Origin of the sequence: Bradyrhizobium macuxiense, assembly GCF_001542415.1 — a bacterium.
GTDB lineage: Bacteria > Pseudomonadota > Alphaproteobacteria > Rhizobiales > Xanthobacteraceae > Bradyrhizobium > Bradyrhizobium macuxiense.
Genome location: NZ_LNCU01000123.1, coordinates 20,514 through 39,179 on the forward strand (window position 1 = coordinate 20,514; position 18,666 = coordinate 39,179).

Below are 18,666 nucleotides of genomic sequence, written 5' to 3' on the forward strand. Positions count from 1 at the left end.
AACATCTTCCTGCGCCAGGCAAGTGGGTGCCTACAGGCCGCGAAATGCGCGCAATTTGCCCGCCCAGACGGCAGCTGGTACGAGCGTTTCGCGCCGATCGCGGGACGAATCAGGGACAGTGAGGGGATGGCTCGCACGAGATCCGAAAACTACGACGACATCCAGGCCGGCATCCTCCGCAACGCCGCGCGCCTGTTTGCGACGCGCGGCTATGAACGTTCATCCATCGGAGATCTGGTCGAAGCGTGCGAATTGTCCCGCGGCGCGATCTATCACTACTTCGATTCCAAGGAAGCGATCCTGTTTGCCATGCTCGACTCGCTCGTGCGCAGCCTGCTCGCGAGCCTGGAGCAGGCTGTCGCCGAGGGCGGATCGCCGCTCGAGAAATTCGAGCGGGTGATCGAGGCCTTCGTCGGGCACAACGCGCAGTCGCCGGAAGAGCAGATCGTCCTGTTGAACGATCTCGGCGCGCTACAGGCGGAGGAGCAGCGCCAGATCGTTCAGACCGAACGCAAGATTGTCGAGCTCGTCGGCAAGGTGCTGGCTTCGATCGACGTCACGAAAAAGATGAATCGCAGAAATGCCCGCGTTTATACGATGATGCTGTTCGGCATGATCAACTACACCTACACGTGGTACGATGCCAAAGGCCCGGTCAAGCCGAAGGAGTTCGCGCAATTGGCGGCCGGTCTGTTCCTGAAGGGATTTCTGGCCGAGCCCGCGAGCGGCTGACAGCAGACCAGCGAACAGCGCCTCTCGTCCGAAAGGGTCTGCCTATCAAGCTGGGATTGCCGTCACCGAACCGTTTGCCTCGAATAGCTCAACAGCTCCGGACGGTGACGTCGCGACGTTGAAGTCGAACGGGCCGCAAATAATCATGCAGTAGTCGTAAACCGACCGCTGATCGTTTCCCATCAGAAACTGGTAGTGTATCTGCATGAAGTTGAATCGATGACGCCTGAAGCGGATCGGACTTACCATTGAATGTATTTGGACGCGCCGAATCGTTGGGCACCCTTCTGAATGGTCTCGACTGATCCGTTTCAGAGTGACGGGGTCGAAGCGATAGAAGCTGATTGCGTCATCTCGCGCCTGGTATTCGACCCAGTTGACGGCAGGTGTTCCCGCGACAAGCTGTGCCGCCTGCCGTATTTGGCCTCCCATCGGATGCAATGAGAATTTGGGAATAGTAGCGCCTACCGTGAGAATGCATAGCTTCGGCCCGCGGGACCCAAGCAAAGGATCCAACCTGAGCGCGCGCGCGACCGCTGCTATCAAGAGTGCAGCGCCGAGGGAATGACCAACAATCAGGATTTCATCGGCGTCTGACGCCCGCGCGGCTTTTGATATCACGCCCGCAAAATCGTCGATTCGTTTATCAACCTCGCCTTTTTTGCCGTAGAGAAATTTATGGGAGAAAATAGCATCATCGAGAATGTGATTTATCCGGCGCTTCGGTCCAATCCAGAGCACCGAGCCGACGAAGATGGCAAGCGACAGGAAAATGCCAAGCAGCAACTGCCCGACCCAGATTGTATCGGGTATGAGCCTGGTCGCCAGATACGACAGCCCGACGCTGCAAAATGCGATCAACAGCAAACAGAAGTACGGAAAGATGAAGAAGAGCGCATATTTCCAGCTCGCAATCGCATATCTGAATAGTGTTCCCGTCACGATGAAGTCGAACAGCGCTTTCATCGACTGAACGAGACGAGACCCGAGCCCGGCACCCGAATCGCGCCGGATGAGATCATCCCAGCGCAGCATTTCGAAGGTGACGTCGGTTTTCCAGTTAGGCCCCCATGCTTCCAGATTGCATGAAGCACTGATTGCGGATGTGTTCGAGATTTCCGACACCCGTGAAGAAGCGCCCCAGATCTTGTCGAAGCACGACAGCGAGCGGCGCAAACGCTCCACCTGCTCTTCTGGGGTGATTGGATCGTAACCACCAATGTGGAAGACGTGCCGCCGTCGAATCATCTAGCCACTCGAAATCTGCATGGATATTGGCTGCCGCCCATTCCGGGAATTGAAACGCATAGACACTTACTGGGAACTCTTACGACGCTGATCCTGCATCCTCGGTGAACCATAAAACATGGATGAATGCGGACTGCACCCTACTACATTACCGCCCTCTCCGCGAAGTGCCCCTCATTGAGATTGGCTTTGACCACAGAAGTGCCGGGGGACGGTTTCGTGGCGGGAGCCCAATTGACGCTGGAAGGTCATGAACAGTCGCAGCCCGATCGCATTTCCCGGTGTGACAAATCCGCGACAACAAACCAATTGCGCGCCTCAACATGCTTTTCGAAATCGTTCTTGATTGTCACGATTTGCAAGTCTGATTTAAATGCGCCCGAACTTGAAGCGGGCGAGGGATCCTGAAATGGAAAGGTTACGCTACAGCGCGGCGCTGGTATGTGCCGTCCTGACGATTCTTTTTGCAAGCAGCTTGCATTCGAACAGCGCGGCTCAGGCGAGCCCCGGAATTGTGGTTGCACTCAGATCGACAGGTTCGCCCGCTCGACTGCATTATTCTTCCACGACGCATGTTTATTTGTTCCGCGGATTATTGAACGTCTTTTCTTTGGGCATGGACCAGCTTGCCGCTCAACTGCAATCGGTTGGCATCGCCGCGACTGTCGCCAATCACACCCAGTGGAGCAGCGTTGCCGACGACATTGTCGCAAAATACAGAGCTGGCCAGCGTGGGCCTATTGTACTGGTGGGGCACTCTCTTGGTGCCGACGCCGTGATGTCGATGGCAGCGTATCTTGGCCAAATGGGCGTGCCGGTCGCCCTGGTTGTCCCATTCGACGGAACGGATTCTCATGTGGCGACGGCCAATGTCGCGCGGGTTCTAAATCTGTACAAAAATCAAAGCGTTCGAATCAGTCGCGGCCCCGGCTTCCGCGGCGAGCTGACGAACTATTTTGTTCGTGATCCGAACGTCAATCACTTCAACATCGATAAAAGCGCGGCGTTGCATAGCATCGTCATACGAAAGATCCGGTCAATCGGGTCCGCTGTCGCGCGCCCACGAGGACACCAGACGCCTTCGAACGCAGTACCCGCAGCCGGAGCTTCGACCAACTCCTAGCATAGTACCCAAAGGCAGTTTGAAGGCGGGGTTTGAACGCAACATGTGAGGCTTGAGGTTACGCCGCTGCCGGAGCCCGGGGCCCGTGTTATTTTTCTTTAGCACTTCAACCGGGGAGGCAGTTGGTGACAGCGCTTAGACAATTCTCGATCGCCATGGCTGTGTGCATCCTGGCGACCATGTGCGCCGGCTTCACGAAGCCGATCCATATCGTGGCGGTCGGCGCAAGCAACACGCAAGGCTGGTACGTTGGGAAACAGGGCGCTTATCCAGCCAAGCTGGAAGCCCTGCTGAGACAGAAGGGCGTCAATGCGAACGTCGTCAATGCCGGCGTTCCCTTTGATACCACGGCCGGCATGCTCAAGCGCATTGATAGCGACGTGCCAAAAGGAACCGATATCGCAATCCTGCAGCCTGGCGGCAATGATAAGCGTTTCCTCGTTACGAAGGAGCAGCGGGCGGCCAACATCGCGGCGATGGAGCGGCGGTTGCGTGATCGCGGCATCAAAGTCATCGTGTACGACGACGAGATTCCTGCGCGGTATTACGCTTTTGACTTCATTCACCTCACGGGCGACGGTCACGCTTTCATCGCGTCGCAGTTACTCCCGCGCGTGTTGGCGATGATAGACCGGAGAGCCATCGCGGCTTCGCCGCGGGCGAGATAGGAGGCCGCGCATCCGCCTTGGACTCTATCAGTCGCACTGCCAATTTATCAGTGGAAACGACCCGCAAGCCTTGTATGATGACTTCATGTTGGTCTGTGGACCTGTTTCGGTCAAATCTCAGACGCTCGCTAAGGATGGCGCCCTTCCCGTGATCGACAAAGATGGCGCGCCAGCGAAACCAGCGCTTGGCCAACGATGACGCCTGGCATTGCCAAGTTCGCGTTTGTGATGATGGCGGTCGGTTGGTATCTCCTCCGCTACAGATACGCGCGTCGTGCTCGTCGTGAAAAGGTCTTGCGGAGCGCCCGAGGTCCTCGCGAGACCACCCTGCTGCTGATATCGCTCACCGGTCTCGGGATTGTGCCCTTCATCTACGTTGGAACGGCCATGCCTCATTTCGCATCGTACGCCTTCCGGCCGGCTCAGGCCTGGCTGGGCGTTCTCGTGGCGGTTGCAGCGCTGGTCATGTTCAGACTCACCCATCGCGCTCTTGGCCGGAATTGGTCGGTCAGTCTCGACGTGCGGGAAGATCATCACCTGATTACCGACGGGATTTATCGAACGATTCGGCACCCCATGTATTCCGCATTCTGGCTTTGGGCTGTCGCTCAGGCCTTGCTTTTGCCGAATTTCGTCGCCGGTTTCGCGGGCCTGGTCGGATTTGGCACGTTGTATTTCGGGCGGGTTGCCCGAGAGGAACGGATGATGCTGGAAACGTTCGGCGACGAGTATCGCGAGTATATGGCACGGACCGGGCGCATTATGCCGCGCCTGTCCTGAGCCGGCTGTACGAGCTCGGTCTCGCCCGTCCCTGCATACCGAAGACACACGCAAAGCGTGTTGTTTTTGTCACATCCGGCGAAGAAACGACCGCCCGGGCCCAAGCTTTGCCACAGCGTTAATTACGGCATAGCCGTTTGGGGGTAGGGTGATCTTACTCACGCTACCATCTCGGAGATTACGATGCTGAAACTTCTCGTTGCTGGAGTTGCGACCTTCGGTTTCATGGCTGCCGTCAGCGCGGCCGACCTCCCCCATCCGCAGCCGGTTACGGAACAGGCTCCGATTGGCAAGATGCCGATTGGCAAATACCCTGTTGGCAAGTACCCGGTCGGCAAGACCCCGGTTGGAAAAGCTCCGATCGTCACGAAGGGCTAACTCGAGCATCGCCCGGGCAACGCACCCCTTGCTTGCTGAGGGTGCTGCCTGAGGTTGATGTCTTGTGAGGGTTTGAACGTGCCAAAATCGAATCGGAAACGGAGCGGTCTGCGGCTGCTTACCGGACTTGGTATCGTGGTGGCTTCCGTGACTTTGGAAGCCGGCATCGGTTATGCGCAGCAACTGGCTGCGCAAACGGACCAGGCTCCGCTGCAGCAGGAGAAGCCGCGTAAGCCGCCGTCACGGGCGGTTGTGGCAACGGCCGTTGCCGGACCGAGCGCTTCCGCTTCGAGAGCAGACGTGAAACCGGTTCGAAGGGCCACTGCGGCCAAGGGACCGTATTACGTCGACTTCCGTGCCCGCACGGCAGCGTCTTATGGGCATGCGTTCGTTTGGTACGGCAAGACAAGCGAAAAGCAGGTCGAAGTCGCGGGGCTGCACCCGGCGGGCGACGTCCTGCCTTACGTGCTGGGACATCTCACGTTTGTGCCCTCCGAAACGGGGGCAAGCTACGGCGATCTTGACGAGCAGTATTTGACGGCCAGCTATCGCGTGTACTTGAGCGAGGCCGACGCGCAGAAGGTTTTTGCGTATATCAAGCACCTTCAGGCGACCTCGCCGGTCTGGAACGCGGAAACGGCCAATTGCACAGCTTTTATTGGTCGTATCGCCAGCTTCATGGGTTTGAAGGCTCCATTCCATTTGTTGAAGCCCGAGGAATACGTAAACCAGTTGCGAGAGCTCAACGGCGGGCGCCAAACGGTGCAACTGGCTGCGGATCATTAGCTTTCGCTTTCTCGCCAGGGACTTCACGGCTGCAACCGAACCAAGCCGCTATCGGTAATGCGTAGCGACACGTCGTCGGACAAGCCTGGACCGAAGGCCAGCGCCGTTAGCTGGCACATCCGCGAGATCTGAGCGCAAAGAGGCTCAGGCCATCCGGCAGACGTCCGGGTGCATCAGCGCTGCATCCTTCAGCCAGACCTTCGCACCTTGGGGTCCCGCGACAGCCCGCAGCGCTAGACCGGCCGGCAAGCGAATCCAGCCTTGCGACGTCAGGTTCTGATCGGCGATCAGCAGACTGCCGTCGAGAACCAGTGCTTCAAGCCCGCGAGCGTTCTCGATCAGGACCGCGCTGTCCGGTGCCATGCGCTCGATCCGCACGTTCTCGAACCCATCGTCGAACAGCTCGATCGCGCTCGCCGTTCCTGAGCCCCGTTCTCCAGGACGCCGTACGATCTGCTCGCGATCGCTCTCGCGGAACTGCCAAAGGCGGACGAAGATCGTGCAGCCTTCGGCCGAAGCGGGGACATGCGAAGTGCCCGGCGGATTGCGGAAGTAGCTGCCGGCCGGATAGTCGCCGTGCTCGTCCTGAAAGACGCCATCGAGAACGACGATTTCCTCGCCGCCGCCGTGGGTGTGGCGCGGAAATGCGCTGTTCGGCGCGTAGCGCACGATCGACGTCGCCCGCGCCACCTCCTCGCCGATGCGGAAGAGCATGCGCCGGTCCACGCCGGCAGCCGGGCTCGCCACCCAAGGAAGCGCCGAAGCTTGAACGATCACGGGAACCGTCAGGTCGTCATTGATACGCATCGCTTTCCTCCATCATGGTCAAAACCATTCTGAAATTCGCCTGACCGGACCTGAGACTTGGACACGCCGGGAAGATGCTCGCCCGTCGGCGTTTCTTCAAACGGGACAATCTTGGCGACCGCCAAAGAAAATCTTTCGCGGTCGCCCGACGCATGTCGTCAAGCCGCCTCTGGAAGGGACGCGGCGAATTGCGGATAGGTCTCGGCGAGTTCGGTCCTGACCTGGCTTCGCATCAGCGCAAGGGTCTCTGCGTCCGGTCCTGGCGTCTCGACCTCGCAATGGTCGTTGTCGAATGAGAACCCCGTCATCCCTCGAATGTCAGCCGCGCTGCGCCCCGGATGGACACTTTCCAGCCGGAAGCGATTGGTGTCGCGCTGAAACGTGAACAATGCCGCGCTGGTCAGCAGCGCATGGGGACCGCCGCGCCTGTAGACTCCGTCTTCGGTCGCACCCGGTGCCGAGATGAAATCGACCTGATCGACCAGCACGCGAGGACTATGCTCTTCGCGAAACAGGATTACGCGCGGCACCAGAAAGTACAGATAGGCCGAACCGTACGATCCCGGCCACCTCACCTCCGAGTTCGGATAGCCGCCGGTGCCGACCAGGTTCACATTGCCTTTGCCGTCGATCTGGCCGCCACCAAGGAAGAAGGCGTCGATGCGGCCCTGCGCCGCGCAGTCGAACAACTCTTCGGAACCGCTGGTGAAGGCGTTGTGCTTGACCGAGCCGAGAATCGAGACCTGCACGTCGCCGAGCCCTCGCTTCTTGTTGAGGACCCGCAGCAGCATCGCGCCGGCCGCGGGCATCGGCGACGACATCCCGACGGCGACATGCCGCACTCCGGTCAAAAGGCGCGAGATCGTGTAGATCAGCAGTTCGCGGTTGGTGCATTCACGCGTCATGCTGCACTCCTGGCGCTGCTCATGTAGGCCTGAAAGCCCTCCGGCGTGCGCGCGGCACGGGCATAGTTATCGACCTCGCGGGCATCCAGTTCGTATTCGGCGTAGAGGCCAGTCGGCCAGGCCGCGTTCTTGTATTCGGCCACGGCGCTGACGTACATCGCCGGCAGGATGCCGGCGGCAAGCTTCTCGTCGTCGAGCAACGAAGTCTCGGAGATGCGCTCGACGGTGACGAAGGTCTTCTTCGATGCGTGTGCCAACAGCATGATCTCGCGGCGCCGGCCGAGACGGACATTACCGAGGCGATCGGCTTCCGGCGCATGGATGAGCGTGATGTCAGGCTGGATCGCCGCAACCACAACGATCTTCTCGTTCTCGTCGAACGGATTGGTCGTGACTTTCCAGTCCAAACGGTTCTCCAGAACGTCGCTGCCGATGATGCCGCGGATCGGCATGTACGGCACGCCCTTCTCCGCCGCGCTCAGACCGGCGAACACGGCAGGGCACGTCGCATCGAGCATGCGGATCTTGCCATTCCGGATCGCGCGGCCGAAGCATGGTGCCCCGCCGGTCTCGCCAAGACTGACCGCACTGGTCTCGAGGACGGAGATCGCGCCGGCGCCGATCAGCATGTCGACCTGCATGCCGCCGATCGGTGCGCACACCACGTGAAGGTCGCGGATTCCGCGTTCGATCAGCAGCCGGATCATCGCGGGACAGGATCCCGAACCGTCAGGAGCCAGGCCGAGCTTGACACCGGAGGGGATCATTTCGGCCATCGCCTCGGGCGACACGAATTCAGTCATGGTTCATCTCCCCGTTTCCGGCCCGATCGATCGTCGGGCACTTCGCTATTCCAACCGGTCGAGCGATCCCGGAAGATCATCTCGCAGATCATCGTAGTCCTCAAGGCCGACCGAAATTCGGATCAGGCCGCACTGCCGCTGCGGAGCGGTCGCGGAGACGCCACCAGCAACGCGACCACAGCAAAGATGAGAGGCGGAAACGAAAGCCACAGAACCGTGTCCCAGCCATATGCGGAGAGCAGCCCTCCGGACAGGAACGAGCCGAAGGTCATCGTGCCGAACACGACGAAATCGTTCAGCGACTGGACGCGCGCCTTCTCTTCGGGCCGGTGACATTCGAGGACCATCGCGGAGGCCCCGACGAAGCCGAAATTCCAGCCGACGCCCAGTAAAATCAGGGTCGCCCAGAAATGCGCGACCTGGATACCGAGAAGGCCGACTGCCGACGACGCGGCGGTGAACAGCAGACCCGTCGCCACCACCTTCGACGCGCCGAACCGGGTGATCAGTCTGCCGGTCCAGAAGCTCGGCCCATACATGGCGATCACATGCCATTGCAGGCCGAGATTGGCGGATTGCTGCGGGAGGTTGCAGAATTTCATCGCGAGCGGCGCCGCCGTCATTAGGAAATTCATCAGCAGATAGGAGACGACGCCGCACACCACCGCGCCTATGAAGCGGGGTTGGCGCGCGATGACGGCGAGCGGACGGCCATTGCCGGCTTCGGCCGCCGTCGGCAGCGGCAGACGCACACCAGCCAGAACCAGCAACGAAATCGCCGCAACCGCGGCCTGCCCGAGATAGGTCGCCGCGAAGAGATACGGCTGCCAGAGGTCCATCGTGTACGTGACGAGCTGCGGGCCGATCACGCCCGCGAAAACGCCACCTGCCATCACGGCCGACAGCGCGCGTGGTCGGCGCTCGGGCGCCGCGCAGTCGGCCGCAGCGAAGCGGAAGGAGAGCACCACCGCGGCGTAGACACCGCCGAAGAACGTCGCGACGCAGAACAGCCAGAACGAGGCCTGCAGCACTGCCAACGTTCCGATCAGGCCGCCCAGGACGCCGCAGCCCGTTCCGATCATGAACGCAGCACGCCGGCCGTGACGTTGCGCAATTGCTCCGGCCGGCAACGTGCATGCGGCCATCCCGACGACGAAGATCGAGATCGGCAGCGTCGCCAACGCTTTCTCGGGCGCCAGCATGTCCCCGATCACGGCGCCGGTCGCGTAGATGACGGTCGAGTTCGCGCCGGCCAGCGCCTGCGCGATCGCCAGCCGCATGACGTTGGCGCGCTCGAGACGGAACAATGGCGGAGCGTCCACCGGGCCTTGCGCGACGGCTTGCGACATTCAGACCTCGACTTGGCGGCGCCAGCGCGTGTCGCGCTGCGAAGGACGGCGGTGAAGGCGACGATCGAGCAGATCGCGCGCCTTGGCGGACTGGCCGCTTCGCATCAAGGCGAGCAGCAGCATGTCTTCGATGACTTCCCGCTGCGCGCCGCTGCCGCCGACACGCGCGACGTCTCCAGCCACGGGCTCGAGGATCCGCACGCATTCGGCATGATCGGCGTTCGCGAATGCGAGCGCGGCGAGACCGATCGCCGGGACGACAGAGCCCGCCGGCAGCGCGCCGTCCGCGACGCGCCGCGCGTTCGCATCGATACGGTCGGTCGCGGCGACGTGTCGCCCGGTCGCCGCCGCCAACAGACCCATGTGCATTTCGACGAACGCGAGACCGGGATTCGGATAGCGGGATCCGGCGTAGCTTTCGACTTCCTCCCACATGCCTGATGGCACTGCGTAGCCGTTCGCTTGAAGCCGCCACAGCAGCGAGACGGTGTCGCTCACGACGTTGATCGGAAGGCCGAGCGAGACCGACGGCCGCACATGCTTCGCATAGATCGCAAGCGCATGCTGCGGATCGTCGCGCTCCAGCGCAGAGAGTGCCGCGTGCCACGCCAGATGGCCGTGCAGCATCCCTGCCCGGTCGTACTCGGGCAGCCAGCCTTCGAGCAGTGTCTCCGCCTCTCCCGCCGCGCCCTGCTCGAGCATGGCGTGCGCAACGGCATGCGCAGCATTCGCGTTGGCGCGGCGCCGTTCGAGTCCGCGCTGCGCGAGATCGCGACCCTTGGCGACCGATCCGTTCTCGGCGTGGGACCATCCGCGATAGGTGAGAAACCACCAGTCGTCGGTGTCGTAGCGATCAGCCACCCGTTCGCAGAGATCCACGCGGGCTTGGTCATGACCGGTCATTCCCGAGAAGGCGAACAAACCGAACGCTCCCAACGGCAGCGAGAGGATCAGGACGTCGCGCGGCCATTGCTCGAGATGGGCGAGCGCGCTCTCCAGCGCCTTGACCGATTGACCGGTCACCGCGAGCGAGAGGGTCGACACATGACTGATCTCCCGCGGCGAGCCGTTTCGAGCGACGATCTCCAGCGCGGCTGCGATGCTCGCGCGCGCGTCCGCGGGCTGCGCATTGATCGCACGGAGACGCGCGAGAGCAGCGTGCGCAAGCGCGAATTGCGGATCGTGATCGATGGCTTGCCGCAGCGCATCCTCCGCTCCCGGCCAGGCCGAAAGAAGGAGGTCGACGCCGGTGCGGTAGCTGGCCGCTGCTTGCAGCGAGCCCGTTGAAATCGGAAGGCCGCGATTGTCGAACTCGGCCATGCTCGGCTCCTGGTAACGGAGGATGGGCCGGCGAGCTTTCGATGCCGCCGCCCCTCAATTTGGAGCGCTACCAGACCGAAATCAGGCTGTCTTTCGACGTTTTGCCAATTTATATAGAATATCCGCCAATCGGAGACGCGATGACCTGGTCGCATATTTCCACACCGCCGGACGCGCTACCCCCGCGTCCGATCACCATGCGGGCCCAGTCGATTCCGCCACGGCACGAATTCCCGGAGCACGCGCATGACTGGCATCAGGTCGTCTACGCCATCGACGGCGTGCTCATGGTGACCGCCGAAAGCCGCTCGTTCGTCATCTCACCGGACCAGGCCGTCTGGCTGCCGAGCGGCGTTCGTCATCGGGTGGGCTCACTGCTCGGCGCCGAGTTTCGCAGCCTCTGGATTGCCGTGGAGGCGGGACGGAATTTGCCGTCGGCCCCGACACTGCTGGCTGTCTCGCCCTTGCTGAAGGCGTTGATCGTGGAGGCTGCAGCCATCGAGGGGCGCGAGCATGGCGATGGCTACCCCGACCGCGTCGCGACGCTCATTCTCGATCAGCTTGGCAAGGCTCAAGCGTTGACGGCCGGATTACCGTGGCCGCGTGGTGAACGCTTGCTGCGTCTTTGCGAGGCGCTCTATATCGATCCCGCCGATACCAGAAGTTCGGACGATTGGGCCAGGATGCTCGGCATGTCGTCGCGCACGCTTACGCGCCAGTTCGAAGCGGAAATGGGTTCGAGCCTCCGGTCGTGGCGGCGCAGGCTTCGGCTGCTGCGCGCAATCGAGCTCCTGAGCAGCGGCACGGGAGTGACCGAAACGGCGATGCAACTGGGCTACGGCTCCGCGTCGGCTTTCATCTTCGCCTTTCGGACGGAGATGGGATCCAGCCCGCACGCTTACATGCGGTCGGTTGCCGGCACACGTCCGGGCCCTCCCCGAAAGCCGCCGGGCTCCGCTCGCCGCTCGCGGTCCGCGGCATGATGGTCCGATCGAGAGAAGGACGATCAGGGATCGCGGGCGAGCCCGCTACGTTCGGACGGGGAATGTCAGCTCGGACCTCGCCCCGCGGCACCCCGTTCGGTTCGAGATGGTGACTTCGGCGTCGATCTTCGCCAGCGCGAGCTTGACGATCGCGAGGCCGAGTCCGCTGCCGATCGGGCTCCTGAGCCGACCCCGGAAGAAGCGGTTGCCCAGCTTGTCGAGCTCGTCGGACGGTATGCCGGGCCCCTCATCCTCGACCGAGAGCGAGTTCGGTGTCGCGGCCCAGACGATGCGGCCATCGCGCGTGTGCTGAACCGCGTTTTCGTGCAGGTTCCGTAGCGCGAGCTGCAGGCAATCGGCATTGGTGTCGAGGACCATCTCGCGCACACTCGCATCGATCGTGATCACCGTCCCGTCGTGCTTCGGAGTGTCCGCGACGATCTCGGCCAGGATCGGACCGACCGCCACCGTGCTTCGCGGCGCGTCGGCCGCGTCGGCATCGAGCTTGGCGATCGTCAGGAGTTGACGCACCAGGCGCGTGCTCCTGTCGACCGCAGCGACAATCTGCTCGAGCGCGCCGCGCACGACCTTCGGATCTTCGGCGGCCATCGCCACCTGGGCCTGCGTCTTCAGCCCTGCCAGCGGCGTGCGAAGCTCGTGCGCGGCGAAGGCCGTCACTTCCCGTTCGTGGCGACGCGCTGCCTCCACCCTGCTGAGCAGCCCGTTGAGGGCGTTCGCCAACGGCCTGACTTCGATCGGCGCCTGGTCGGCCTGAACGTGACGCATATCGTCCGGCTCCCGGTCGCCCAGATCTTGCGCCATCCGGCGCAGCGGGCGCAGCCCCTGCCCGACACTGGCCCAGATCGCTGCGCCGAGCAGCGGAGCGATCAGAAGCGCCGGCAGCATCAGACCCTTGATGAGATCGGCCACCAGGCGCTCACGAAGAGACAGCCGGTCACCGACCATGACGCGCAGATTGTGGCCGGCGTCCTCGACCGTGAACACGCGCCAGGTCTCGCCGTCGATCGTTCGATCGGAGAAGCCTGACGAAGCGGACGAGAGTTGCTGGTCCGGCGCGCCGCTCGACTTCGCCACCATGCGACCGTCGAGCGACCAGATCTGGCACGACAGCTGGCGTTCGTAGCTGCCGAGTTGCGCGATGGCGGCAGGCGCCGACTTCCCCGGCAGACTTTCGAAACCCGATGCGAGCGAAGCCACCATGCGCGCGGCCTCCTGGAGGCGCGTGTCGAGAACTTGCTCGACCTCGCCGCGACTGCCGACATAGATCCAGACCACCGCCGTCAACCAGACGATCCCGGTCGCAGCGAGCAGCGTCGCGAAGAGCCTCAACCTGAGCGATTTCATAGGGCGGCTCCCATCCGGTATCCGACGCCGCGGATGGTCTGGATCGCGTCCTTTCCGATCTTGGCGCGGAGATTGTGGATATGGACTTCGACCGCGTTGCTTTCGATGTCCTCTTGCCAGCCGTAGAGGCGCTCCTCGAGTTCGGCGCGCGAGCGGACCTGCCCGGGACGCTCCATCAGCGCGGTGAGAATCGCAAACTCCCGCCGCGAGAGCCTGATCGACCGGCCGTCGACGGTCGCGGCTAGGTCCGCAGGCGAAAGCACGATGGAGCCGTGAACCAGCATCGGCGCCGCACGCCCGCCTTCCCTTCGGACAATTGCACGCAGGCGCGCCGCGAGTTCGTCGAGATCGAACGGCTTGGCGAGATAGTCGTCGGCGCCGGAATCCAGTCCTGACACCTTGTCGCCGATGCTGTCGCGCGCCGTCAGAAGAAGGACGGGAGTGGCATCCCGGCGTCTCCGCAGCTTGCGCAGCAGATCGAGTCCGCTTCCGTCCGGAAGCATGATGTCGAGGACGACGGCGGAATATCTCGACGCCGCGATCGCCGCATCCGCTTCTTCGCAGGTCTCCACCGCGTCGACGGTGGCACCCGTCAACGACAGACCGGTGCGCAGACCGTCAGACAGGATCGGATCATCTTCGACGACGAGAATACGCATCGTTACCTCCGGGAACTCCTCTCGACCGGCAACCTTAAGGCTGGCTTAAGGTAGGCCTTCCAATTCGCGGCATCCGCATCCGAAAGCAAGGCCGCCGCAGACAAATGGGCATTCTCCGTGTCTCGATCGCACTACTCCTAGTTCTGTCATCGATTTCGGCCCAGGCCGGAACGCCGCCTCCCGCCGATGAGGCCTTCCGGTTGAAAGTCACCCGCGACGAGGCCGGACTGACGCTCGGCTGGACGATCGGAGCCGGCAGCTATCTCTATCGAGCGATGATCGCCGCAAAGGACGCGATGCCTCCGGGCGCGACGATCAAGATGAGCACGTCTCGGGGAGAACCCAAAGACGATCCGGACTTCGGTCTTCAGGAAGTCTACCACGACACGGCGAAGGCCGAGATCGCGTCCGCCGATCTGCAAGGTCTGAACGAAATCGTCGTTACCTATCAGGGCTGCGCGGAACAATATCACATCTGCTACCCACCGATCCTCAAGACGATCGATCTGCGGGCGTTGGCGATCAAGGTCCGCGACCGCGCCGACTCGTCCGCCACCTCCTCGTCATTCGTAGACACCCCGCAGGACATCTCCGGCGGACCAGGCCAGGGCGGTTCGATCGGCTCCACCTTCGGCTCGGCAACAGACCTCTCCTCCTGGGTCACACTCGGCGGCATGCTGGCCACCTTCTTCGGCTTCGGTCTCCTGCTGTCATTCTCTCCATGCACGTTCCCGATGGTGCCGATTTTCTTCGGATTGCTGGCCCGTTCGGAGGGGCGCCCGTCCGGCATGCGAGGACTGGGCCTCGCAATCGCGTTCGTCGGGGCATCGGCGGCCGCGTATTCATTGCTCGGCGCCTTCTCAGCGTGGTCAGGCTCCGGAGAGAATCTTCAGGTCCTGCTTCAGACACCAGTCGCGATCGGTATCATGAGCACGGTGCTCGTCGTCTTCGCGCTGTCGATGTTCGGGCTCTTCGAAATCCGATTGCCGGCTGGCCTGATCGACAGGATCTCGGGCCAGGTTGCTGCTGAAGGTCGCAGTCCGATCGCCGCGGCGCTGGCGCTCGGTTTCGGCTCCGCGCTGATCGCGGGTCCCTGCGTGACACCTCCGCTCGCCACAGCCCTGCTCTATGTCGCGCGGACGGGCGAGGTCGCTAGGGGTATGGCAGCCCTTTTCATCTTCGGCGTCGGCATGGGCGTGCCGCTCCTGGTGTTCGGCGCGCTCGGACCGCGCTTCCTGCCGAAGCCCGGTCCCTGGCTCGTGCGCATGCGCGAGCTGTTCGGCTTCGTCATGCTGGGCCTCGCGATCTGGATGGTATCGCGTGTCTTGAGCGAGTGGCTGACCTTGCAGCTGTGGGGAGCGCTCACGATCGGACTGGCGATCTATTTCGGCCTGCTGTTTCTGAAGACCGAAGGCCTCAAACGTATTGCCTGGGCGGCCCCGGCTTCGCTCGCACTGCTGGTCAGCTCGACGCTTCTGATCGGCTCGGCGGGCGACGGCAACGCCATGGCGACGCGCCTCCTCGACAACTTCGGCTTGCTCCGTCCCGTCGCGGAGAACGGCCCCGCAGTGATCAGGTCCATGGACGGATTGAAACGCGAGCTCGCCGCCGCCCGCGCCGACGGCAAGCCCATGATGGTCGACGTCTCGGCCGACTGGTGCGTCGAATGCCGCCTCATGGACACGGTTCTGCGCAGGCTCGACATCCGCAAGCAGCTCGAGGCTTTCCGCACGGTGCGCGCGGACGTCACCGCGGTCGATACAGAGAGCCGCGCCCTGATGCAGCATTTCAAGATCGTCGGCCCACCGACCATCCTTCTGTTCGGCCCGCACGAGGACGGCGATCCGACGGAGAAGATCGTCGGCGCGGTCGATGCGGACGCCCTGCTCGCGAAATTGTCAACCGTCGCGGCCGCCGACTGACACCATCAACGACCCGAAAGGAACGCAAGACATGCTGCACACCATCTCCCGACGCACGCTCGCCCAGATCTTCGCAATCGCCGGCGCGCGCTATCTCATTGGTCCGGCGCGCGCCGCAGACGAGCCCACGGAAGCGGACGTGTCGCGCGAAGCCATCCTCCATGATCCCGCGGCACCGACGACCGGAAATCCGAAGGGCGATCTGACCATCGTGGTGTTCTTCGACTACAACTGCCCCTACTGCAAGCAGTCGGAGCCCGAGCTTCAGCGACTGGTCAAGACCGACGGCAAGATCCGGCTGGTCTACAAGGACTGGCCTATCCTCACCGAAGCATCGATCAAGGGGGCGCAATGGGCGTTGGCGGCGAAGTACCAGGACCGCTACGACGATGCGCACTTCGCGATGATGGGCATCCCCGGACCGAAGATTCCCGCGGAGCGAATGCGGGAGGCGATCGCGAAGTCGGGCGTCGACATGGATCGGCTCGATGCCGATCTCCAGACCCACGCCGGCGAGATCACCACGCTGCTCAGGCGCAACCTCGCCCAGGCGGACTCGCTGGGCCTGATGGGAACACCGGCCTACATCGTCGGACAGTACCGGGTGACATCGGCCCTGAACTACGAAGGCTTCAAGCGCGTTGCCGCGGATGCGCGCGCACGCGCGGCGAAGAAGTGAGCGGCGAGCAGGCCGTCATCAAACGAAGGAGCTACTGATCCTGATTCTGGACTTGTTGCGACGGCAAATGCACCGCCTTTGCCAAGGCCCGCGCCGCCTCTCCCGGAGAAGCCTTGTCGGTGTCGCCGTCGACCATGAGGTTGGCGGCGCGCATCGCCTCAACCGAAACCGAGCCGACAAGAGGAGCAAGTGCTCGCTTCAACCGCGCATCGGCGGCGCGCTTTGGCGCGATGAGGATCAGCGCGTCGTAGGACGGTATTGCATGCTTCGGGTCGGCCAGCACGAGAAGATCCTGCGCCGCGATACGTCCGTCGCTGGAGAATGCGGAGATGACGTCGACCTCGCCGGATTCAAGGGCGTGATACATCATCGTCGGGTTGAACGAGCGTCGCGCTTTGAACGACAGGCCATAGGCACTCTTCAGCGAGCTCCATTCCGGTCGTCCCAGGAACTCAAGATCATCGCCGATGGTGAGTTGAGAAGCAACGCGGGCGAGATCGGCGATCGACGTGATGTTCAGCTCCCGCGCTCGTTCTCGTCTCATCGCGAGAACGTAGGCGTTCTCGAAGCCGACCGCGCCGAGCACCGTGACGCCGCGCTCTGCTTTCATCCAGCGAACAATCTCCGCCTGCATCTTTTCGCGCGGCGGCGTATCGGTGCGGCCGATGACATTGCGCCAGAGCGTTCCGGAGTAATCGACGTAAGCATCGATGTCATCGTGAGCCAACGCGCGAAAAGCGATGGCCGAACCGAGCCCGTCCTTGCGCATCACGCCGGCTCCCTCGGCCTTCAGTCGATCACCCATCAGATCCGCCAGGATGAACTGTTCGGAAAAGCTCTTCGCGCCGATCGTATAGGTTGCGGTTTCGTTCGAGAGCAGCGGCGCGAGGCCGGCGAGCGTACCCAGGGCAAGCCCGGCGATACCGAACGCCACGCGCTTCCTGCTGCGTTCGGACGCGCCCGTCTCCACAAGGCTGAGAAAAAGATCGGTGACCAGAGCAAGCCCGGCGGCAGCAACGCAGCCGAACAACACAGAAACCCAGTTCTCGGTCTGCAATCCCGTAAAGATGTAATTGCCGAGGCTGGTTTGGCCGACGGGCGTCGACAGCGTGGCAGCTCCGATCGTCCATACAGCGGCAGTCCGCACCCCCGCCATGATGACAGGCGTGGCGAGCGGCGCCTTGACGCGCATCAGAATCTGCTGCGTCGTCATACCGACGCCTTCCGCCGCTTCGACGATGGCAGGACTAACGCCGTTCAGGCCGACCACGCCGTTGCGCAGAATCGGAAGCATCGCGTAGAGCGTCAATGCAATCAGCGTCGGCAGGAATCCGAGCGCGGGGATGCCGAAGCCGAACAGCCGCACGGTCAGTGTCGAGAGCGCAAGGAGCAGAGGATAGAAAAGGGCGAGCAGCGCAAGCCCCGGTATCGTCTGGATCAGGCCCGCGATGGCAAGTACCAGCGCGCGCAGCCACGGTCGATCGGCGGCGAGGGCAGCCAGCGGCAGGCTGACGAGAAGCCCAAGCCCCAGCGCCGTTGCGCAAAGCACGATGTGTGGCGTGAGATAGGTCGGAAGCAGACGCCAGGCGTCGAACAAGGCGTCTAATTGGGCACCGGACAGCAGCTCTGCGCCAACATCAGGCACTGGCAGGTCCGTTCCTGGCCGCAAGGGCGGCGATACGCTCCGCCTGTCGTCTCGGCACTTCCATCAAGGCGGCAACGTCGGGATCGTCAGAACCCATCATCAGAGTATGCGGTGTGTCGTCGGCAAGCACGTGGCCGTTCTTCATGACGACGATCCGATCGGCCATCAGCACGGCTTCCTGGATGTCATGAGTGACCATCAGGGTCGTGATGCCGAACCGGTCGTGCAACTCGCGGTAGGAGGACCCCAGGCTGTCGCGGGTGACCGGATCGAGCGCCCCCAACGGCTCGTCCATCAGAACGATGCGCGGCCGGGCGGCGATTGCACGTGCGACGCCAACCCGTTGGCGCTGACCTCCGGACAACATGTGTGGAAAGCGGTTCGCGTAGTCCTGCGGCAGATCGACCATATCCAGCATCTCGGCCACCTGCGTTTCGATCTCGTTCGCCTTCCAGCCAAGCAGCCTGAGCGTCACGGCAATGTTGTCGGCAACCCGCATGTGCGGGAACAAGCC

20 protein-coding genes are annotated in these 18,666 nt (G+C 62.6%); 10 read left to right on the forward strand and 10 right to left on the reverse strand.

Annotated elements, in window-relative coordinates; all coding sequences use genetic code 11:
• The first annotated feature begins 126 nt into the window (after nucleotides 1-126).
• Nucleotides 127-732, forward strand: a complete 606-nt coding sequence (locus AS156_RS38215; RefSeq protein ID WP_066515398.1) for a TetR/AcrR family transcriptional regulator — start codon at nucleotides 127-129, stop codon at nucleotides 730-732.
• Nucleotides 733-777: 45 nt separating this feature from the next.
• Here AS156_RS38215 and AS156_RS38220 read toward each other — a convergent pair whose 3' ends face one another.
• Entirely contained in the window at nucleotides 778-1,980 is a 1,203-nt protein-coding gene (locus AS156_RS38220) for a hypothetical protein (RefSeq protein ID WP_066515400.1), read from the reverse strand.
• Nucleotides 1,981-2,169: 189 nt separating this feature from the next.
• Here AS156_RS38220 and AS156_RS43190 point away from each other — a divergent pair, with 189 nt between their 5' ends.
• The 6 genes from AS156_RS43190 to AS156_RS38245 all read left to right on the forward strand — a co-directional run bounded on the left by AS156_RS43190 (nucleotide 2,170) and on the right by AS156_RS38245 (nucleotide 5,715).
• Entirely contained in the window at nucleotides 2,170-2,388 is a 219-nt protein-coding gene (locus AS156_RS43190) for a hypothetical protein (protein ID WP_160331199.1), read from the forward strand.
• Nucleotide 2,389: 1 nt separating this feature from the next.
• Entirely contained in the window at nucleotides 2,390-3,103 is a 714-nt protein-coding gene (locus AS156_RS38225; RefSeq protein WP_160331200.1) for a thioesterase domain-containing protein, read from the forward strand.
• Between the two features lie 125 nt (nucleotides 3,104-3,228).
• Nucleotides 3,229-3,771, forward strand: coding sequence for an SGNH/GDSL hydrolase family protein (locus AS156_RS38230; RefSeq protein WP_136626635.1), 543 nt, complete (start codon nucleotides 3,229-3,231; stop codon nucleotides 3,769-3,771).
• A 195-nt stretch (nucleotides 3,772-3,966) separates the two neighbouring features.
• Entirely contained in the window at nucleotides 3,967-4,551 is a 585-nt protein-coding gene (locus AS156_RS38235) for a protein-S-isoprenylcysteine O-methyltransferase (protein WP_066515406.1), read from the forward strand.
• A 183-nt stretch (nucleotides 4,552-4,734) separates the two neighbouring features.
• Nucleotides 4,735-4,929 (forward strand): hypothetical protein, encoded by a 195-nt coding sequence (locus AS156_RS38240; RefSeq protein WP_066515415.1) that lies wholly within the window; start codon nucleotides 4,735-4,737, stop codon nucleotides 4,927-4,929.
• 252 nt (nucleotides 4,930-5,181) lie between these two features.
• Nucleotides 5,182-5,715, forward strand: a complete 534-nt coding sequence (locus tag AS156_RS38245; protein WP_430641844.1) for a hypothetical protein — start codon at nucleotides 5,182-5,184, stop codon at nucleotides 5,713-5,715.
• Nucleotides 5,716-5,859: 144 nt separating this feature from the next.
• Here the strand turns inward: AS156_RS38245 and AS156_RS38250 are convergent, their stop codons facing one another.
• The 5 genes from AS156_RS38250 to AS156_RS38270 form a co-directional block, all read right to left on the reverse strand.
• Nucleotides 5,860-6,522, reverse strand: a complete 663-nt coding sequence (locus tag AS156_RS38250; protein ID WP_066515417.1) for a cupin domain-containing protein — start codon at nucleotides 6,520-6,522, stop codon at nucleotides 5,860-5,862.
• Nucleotides 6,523-6,680: 158 nt separating this feature from the next.
• Nucleotides 6,681-7,427: a CoA transferase gene (locus AS156_RS38255; RefSeq protein ID WP_066515420.1), complete on the reverse strand. Its 747-nt coding sequence runs from the start codon at nucleotides 7,425-7,427 to the stop codon at nucleotides 6,681-6,683.
• A complete protein-coding gene (locus AS156_RS38260; protein ID WP_066515422.1) occupies nucleotides 7,424-8,230 on the reverse strand; it encodes a CoA transferase subunit A in 807 nt (268 codons plus the stop codon). The genes AS156_RS38255 and AS156_RS38260 overlap by 4 nt, the downstream gene beginning before the upstream one ends.
• Before the next feature lie 122 nt (nucleotides 8,231-8,352).
• Nucleotides 8,353-9,579: an MFS transporter gene (locus tag AS156_RS38265; protein WP_066515425.1), complete on the reverse strand. Its 1,227-nt coding sequence runs from the start codon at nucleotides 9,577-9,579 to the stop codon at nucleotides 8,353-8,355.
• Nucleotides 9,580-10,899: a tetratricopeptide repeat protein gene (locus tag AS156_RS38270; RefSeq protein WP_066515428.1), complete on the reverse strand. Its 1,320-nt coding sequence runs from the start codon at nucleotides 10,897-10,899 to the stop codon at nucleotides 9,580-9,582.
• A gap of 41 nt (nucleotides 10,900-10,940) precedes the next feature.
• On the opposite strand from AS156_RS38270, the gene AS156_RS38275 reads away from it, so the two are divergent.
• On the forward strand, nucleotides 10,941-11,882 hold the full coding sequence (locus AS156_RS38275; RefSeq protein WP_245313245.1) for an AraC family transcriptional regulator: 942 nt from the start codon (nucleotides 10,941-10,943) through the stop codon (nucleotides 11,880-11,882).
• A 45-nt stretch (nucleotides 11,883-11,927) separates the two neighbouring features.
• Here AS156_RS38275 and AS156_RS38280 read toward each other — a convergent pair whose 3' ends face one another.
• On the reverse strand, nucleotides 11,928-13,247 hold the full coding sequence (locus tag AS156_RS38280) for an ATP-binding protein (protein ID WP_066515443.1): 1,320 nt from the start codon (nucleotides 13,245-13,247) through the stop codon (nucleotides 11,928-11,930).
• Nucleotides 13,244-13,906 (reverse strand): response regulator, encoded by a 663-nt coding sequence (locus AS156_RS38285; RefSeq protein ID WP_066515445.1) that lies wholly within the window; start codon nucleotides 13,904-13,906, stop codon nucleotides 13,244-13,246. Before AS156_RS38285 ends, AS156_RS38280 begins: the two co-directional genes overlap by 4 nt.
• Nucleotides 13,907-14,010: 104 nt before the next feature.
• On the opposite strand from AS156_RS38285, the gene dsbD reads away from it, so the two are divergent.
• Nucleotides 14,011-15,828, forward strand: coding sequence for a protein-disulfide reductase DsbD (gene dsbD, locus AS156_RS38290; protein ID WP_066515446.1), 1,818 nt, complete (start codon nucleotides 14,011-14,013; stop codon nucleotides 15,826-15,828).
• A 43-nt stretch (nucleotides 15,829-15,871) separates the two neighbouring features.
• Nucleotides 15,872-16,507: a DsbA family protein gene (locus AS156_RS38295; RefSeq protein WP_066515459.1), complete on the forward strand. Its 636-nt coding sequence runs from the start codon at nucleotides 15,872-15,874 to the stop codon at nucleotides 16,505-16,507.
• Nucleotides 16,508-16,538: 31 nt separating this feature from the next.
• On the opposite strand, the gene AS156_RS38300 is transcribed toward AS156_RS38295, so the two are convergent.
• Together AS156_RS38300 and AS156_RS45470 are read right to left on the reverse strand one after the other, a co-directional pair.
• Complete coding sequence (locus tag AS156_RS38300) at nucleotides 16,539-18,104, reverse strand: ABC transporter permease/substrate-binding protein (protein ID WP_066515448.1); 1,566 nt, start codon at nucleotides 18,102-18,104, stop codon at nucleotides 16,539-16,541.
• Between the two features lie 40 nt (nucleotides 18,105-18,144).
• On the reverse strand, nucleotides 18,145-18,666 hold a 522-nt coding region (locus AS156_RS45470), incomplete at its 5' end, for an ATP-binding cassette domain-containing protein (RefSeq protein ID WP_245313247.1).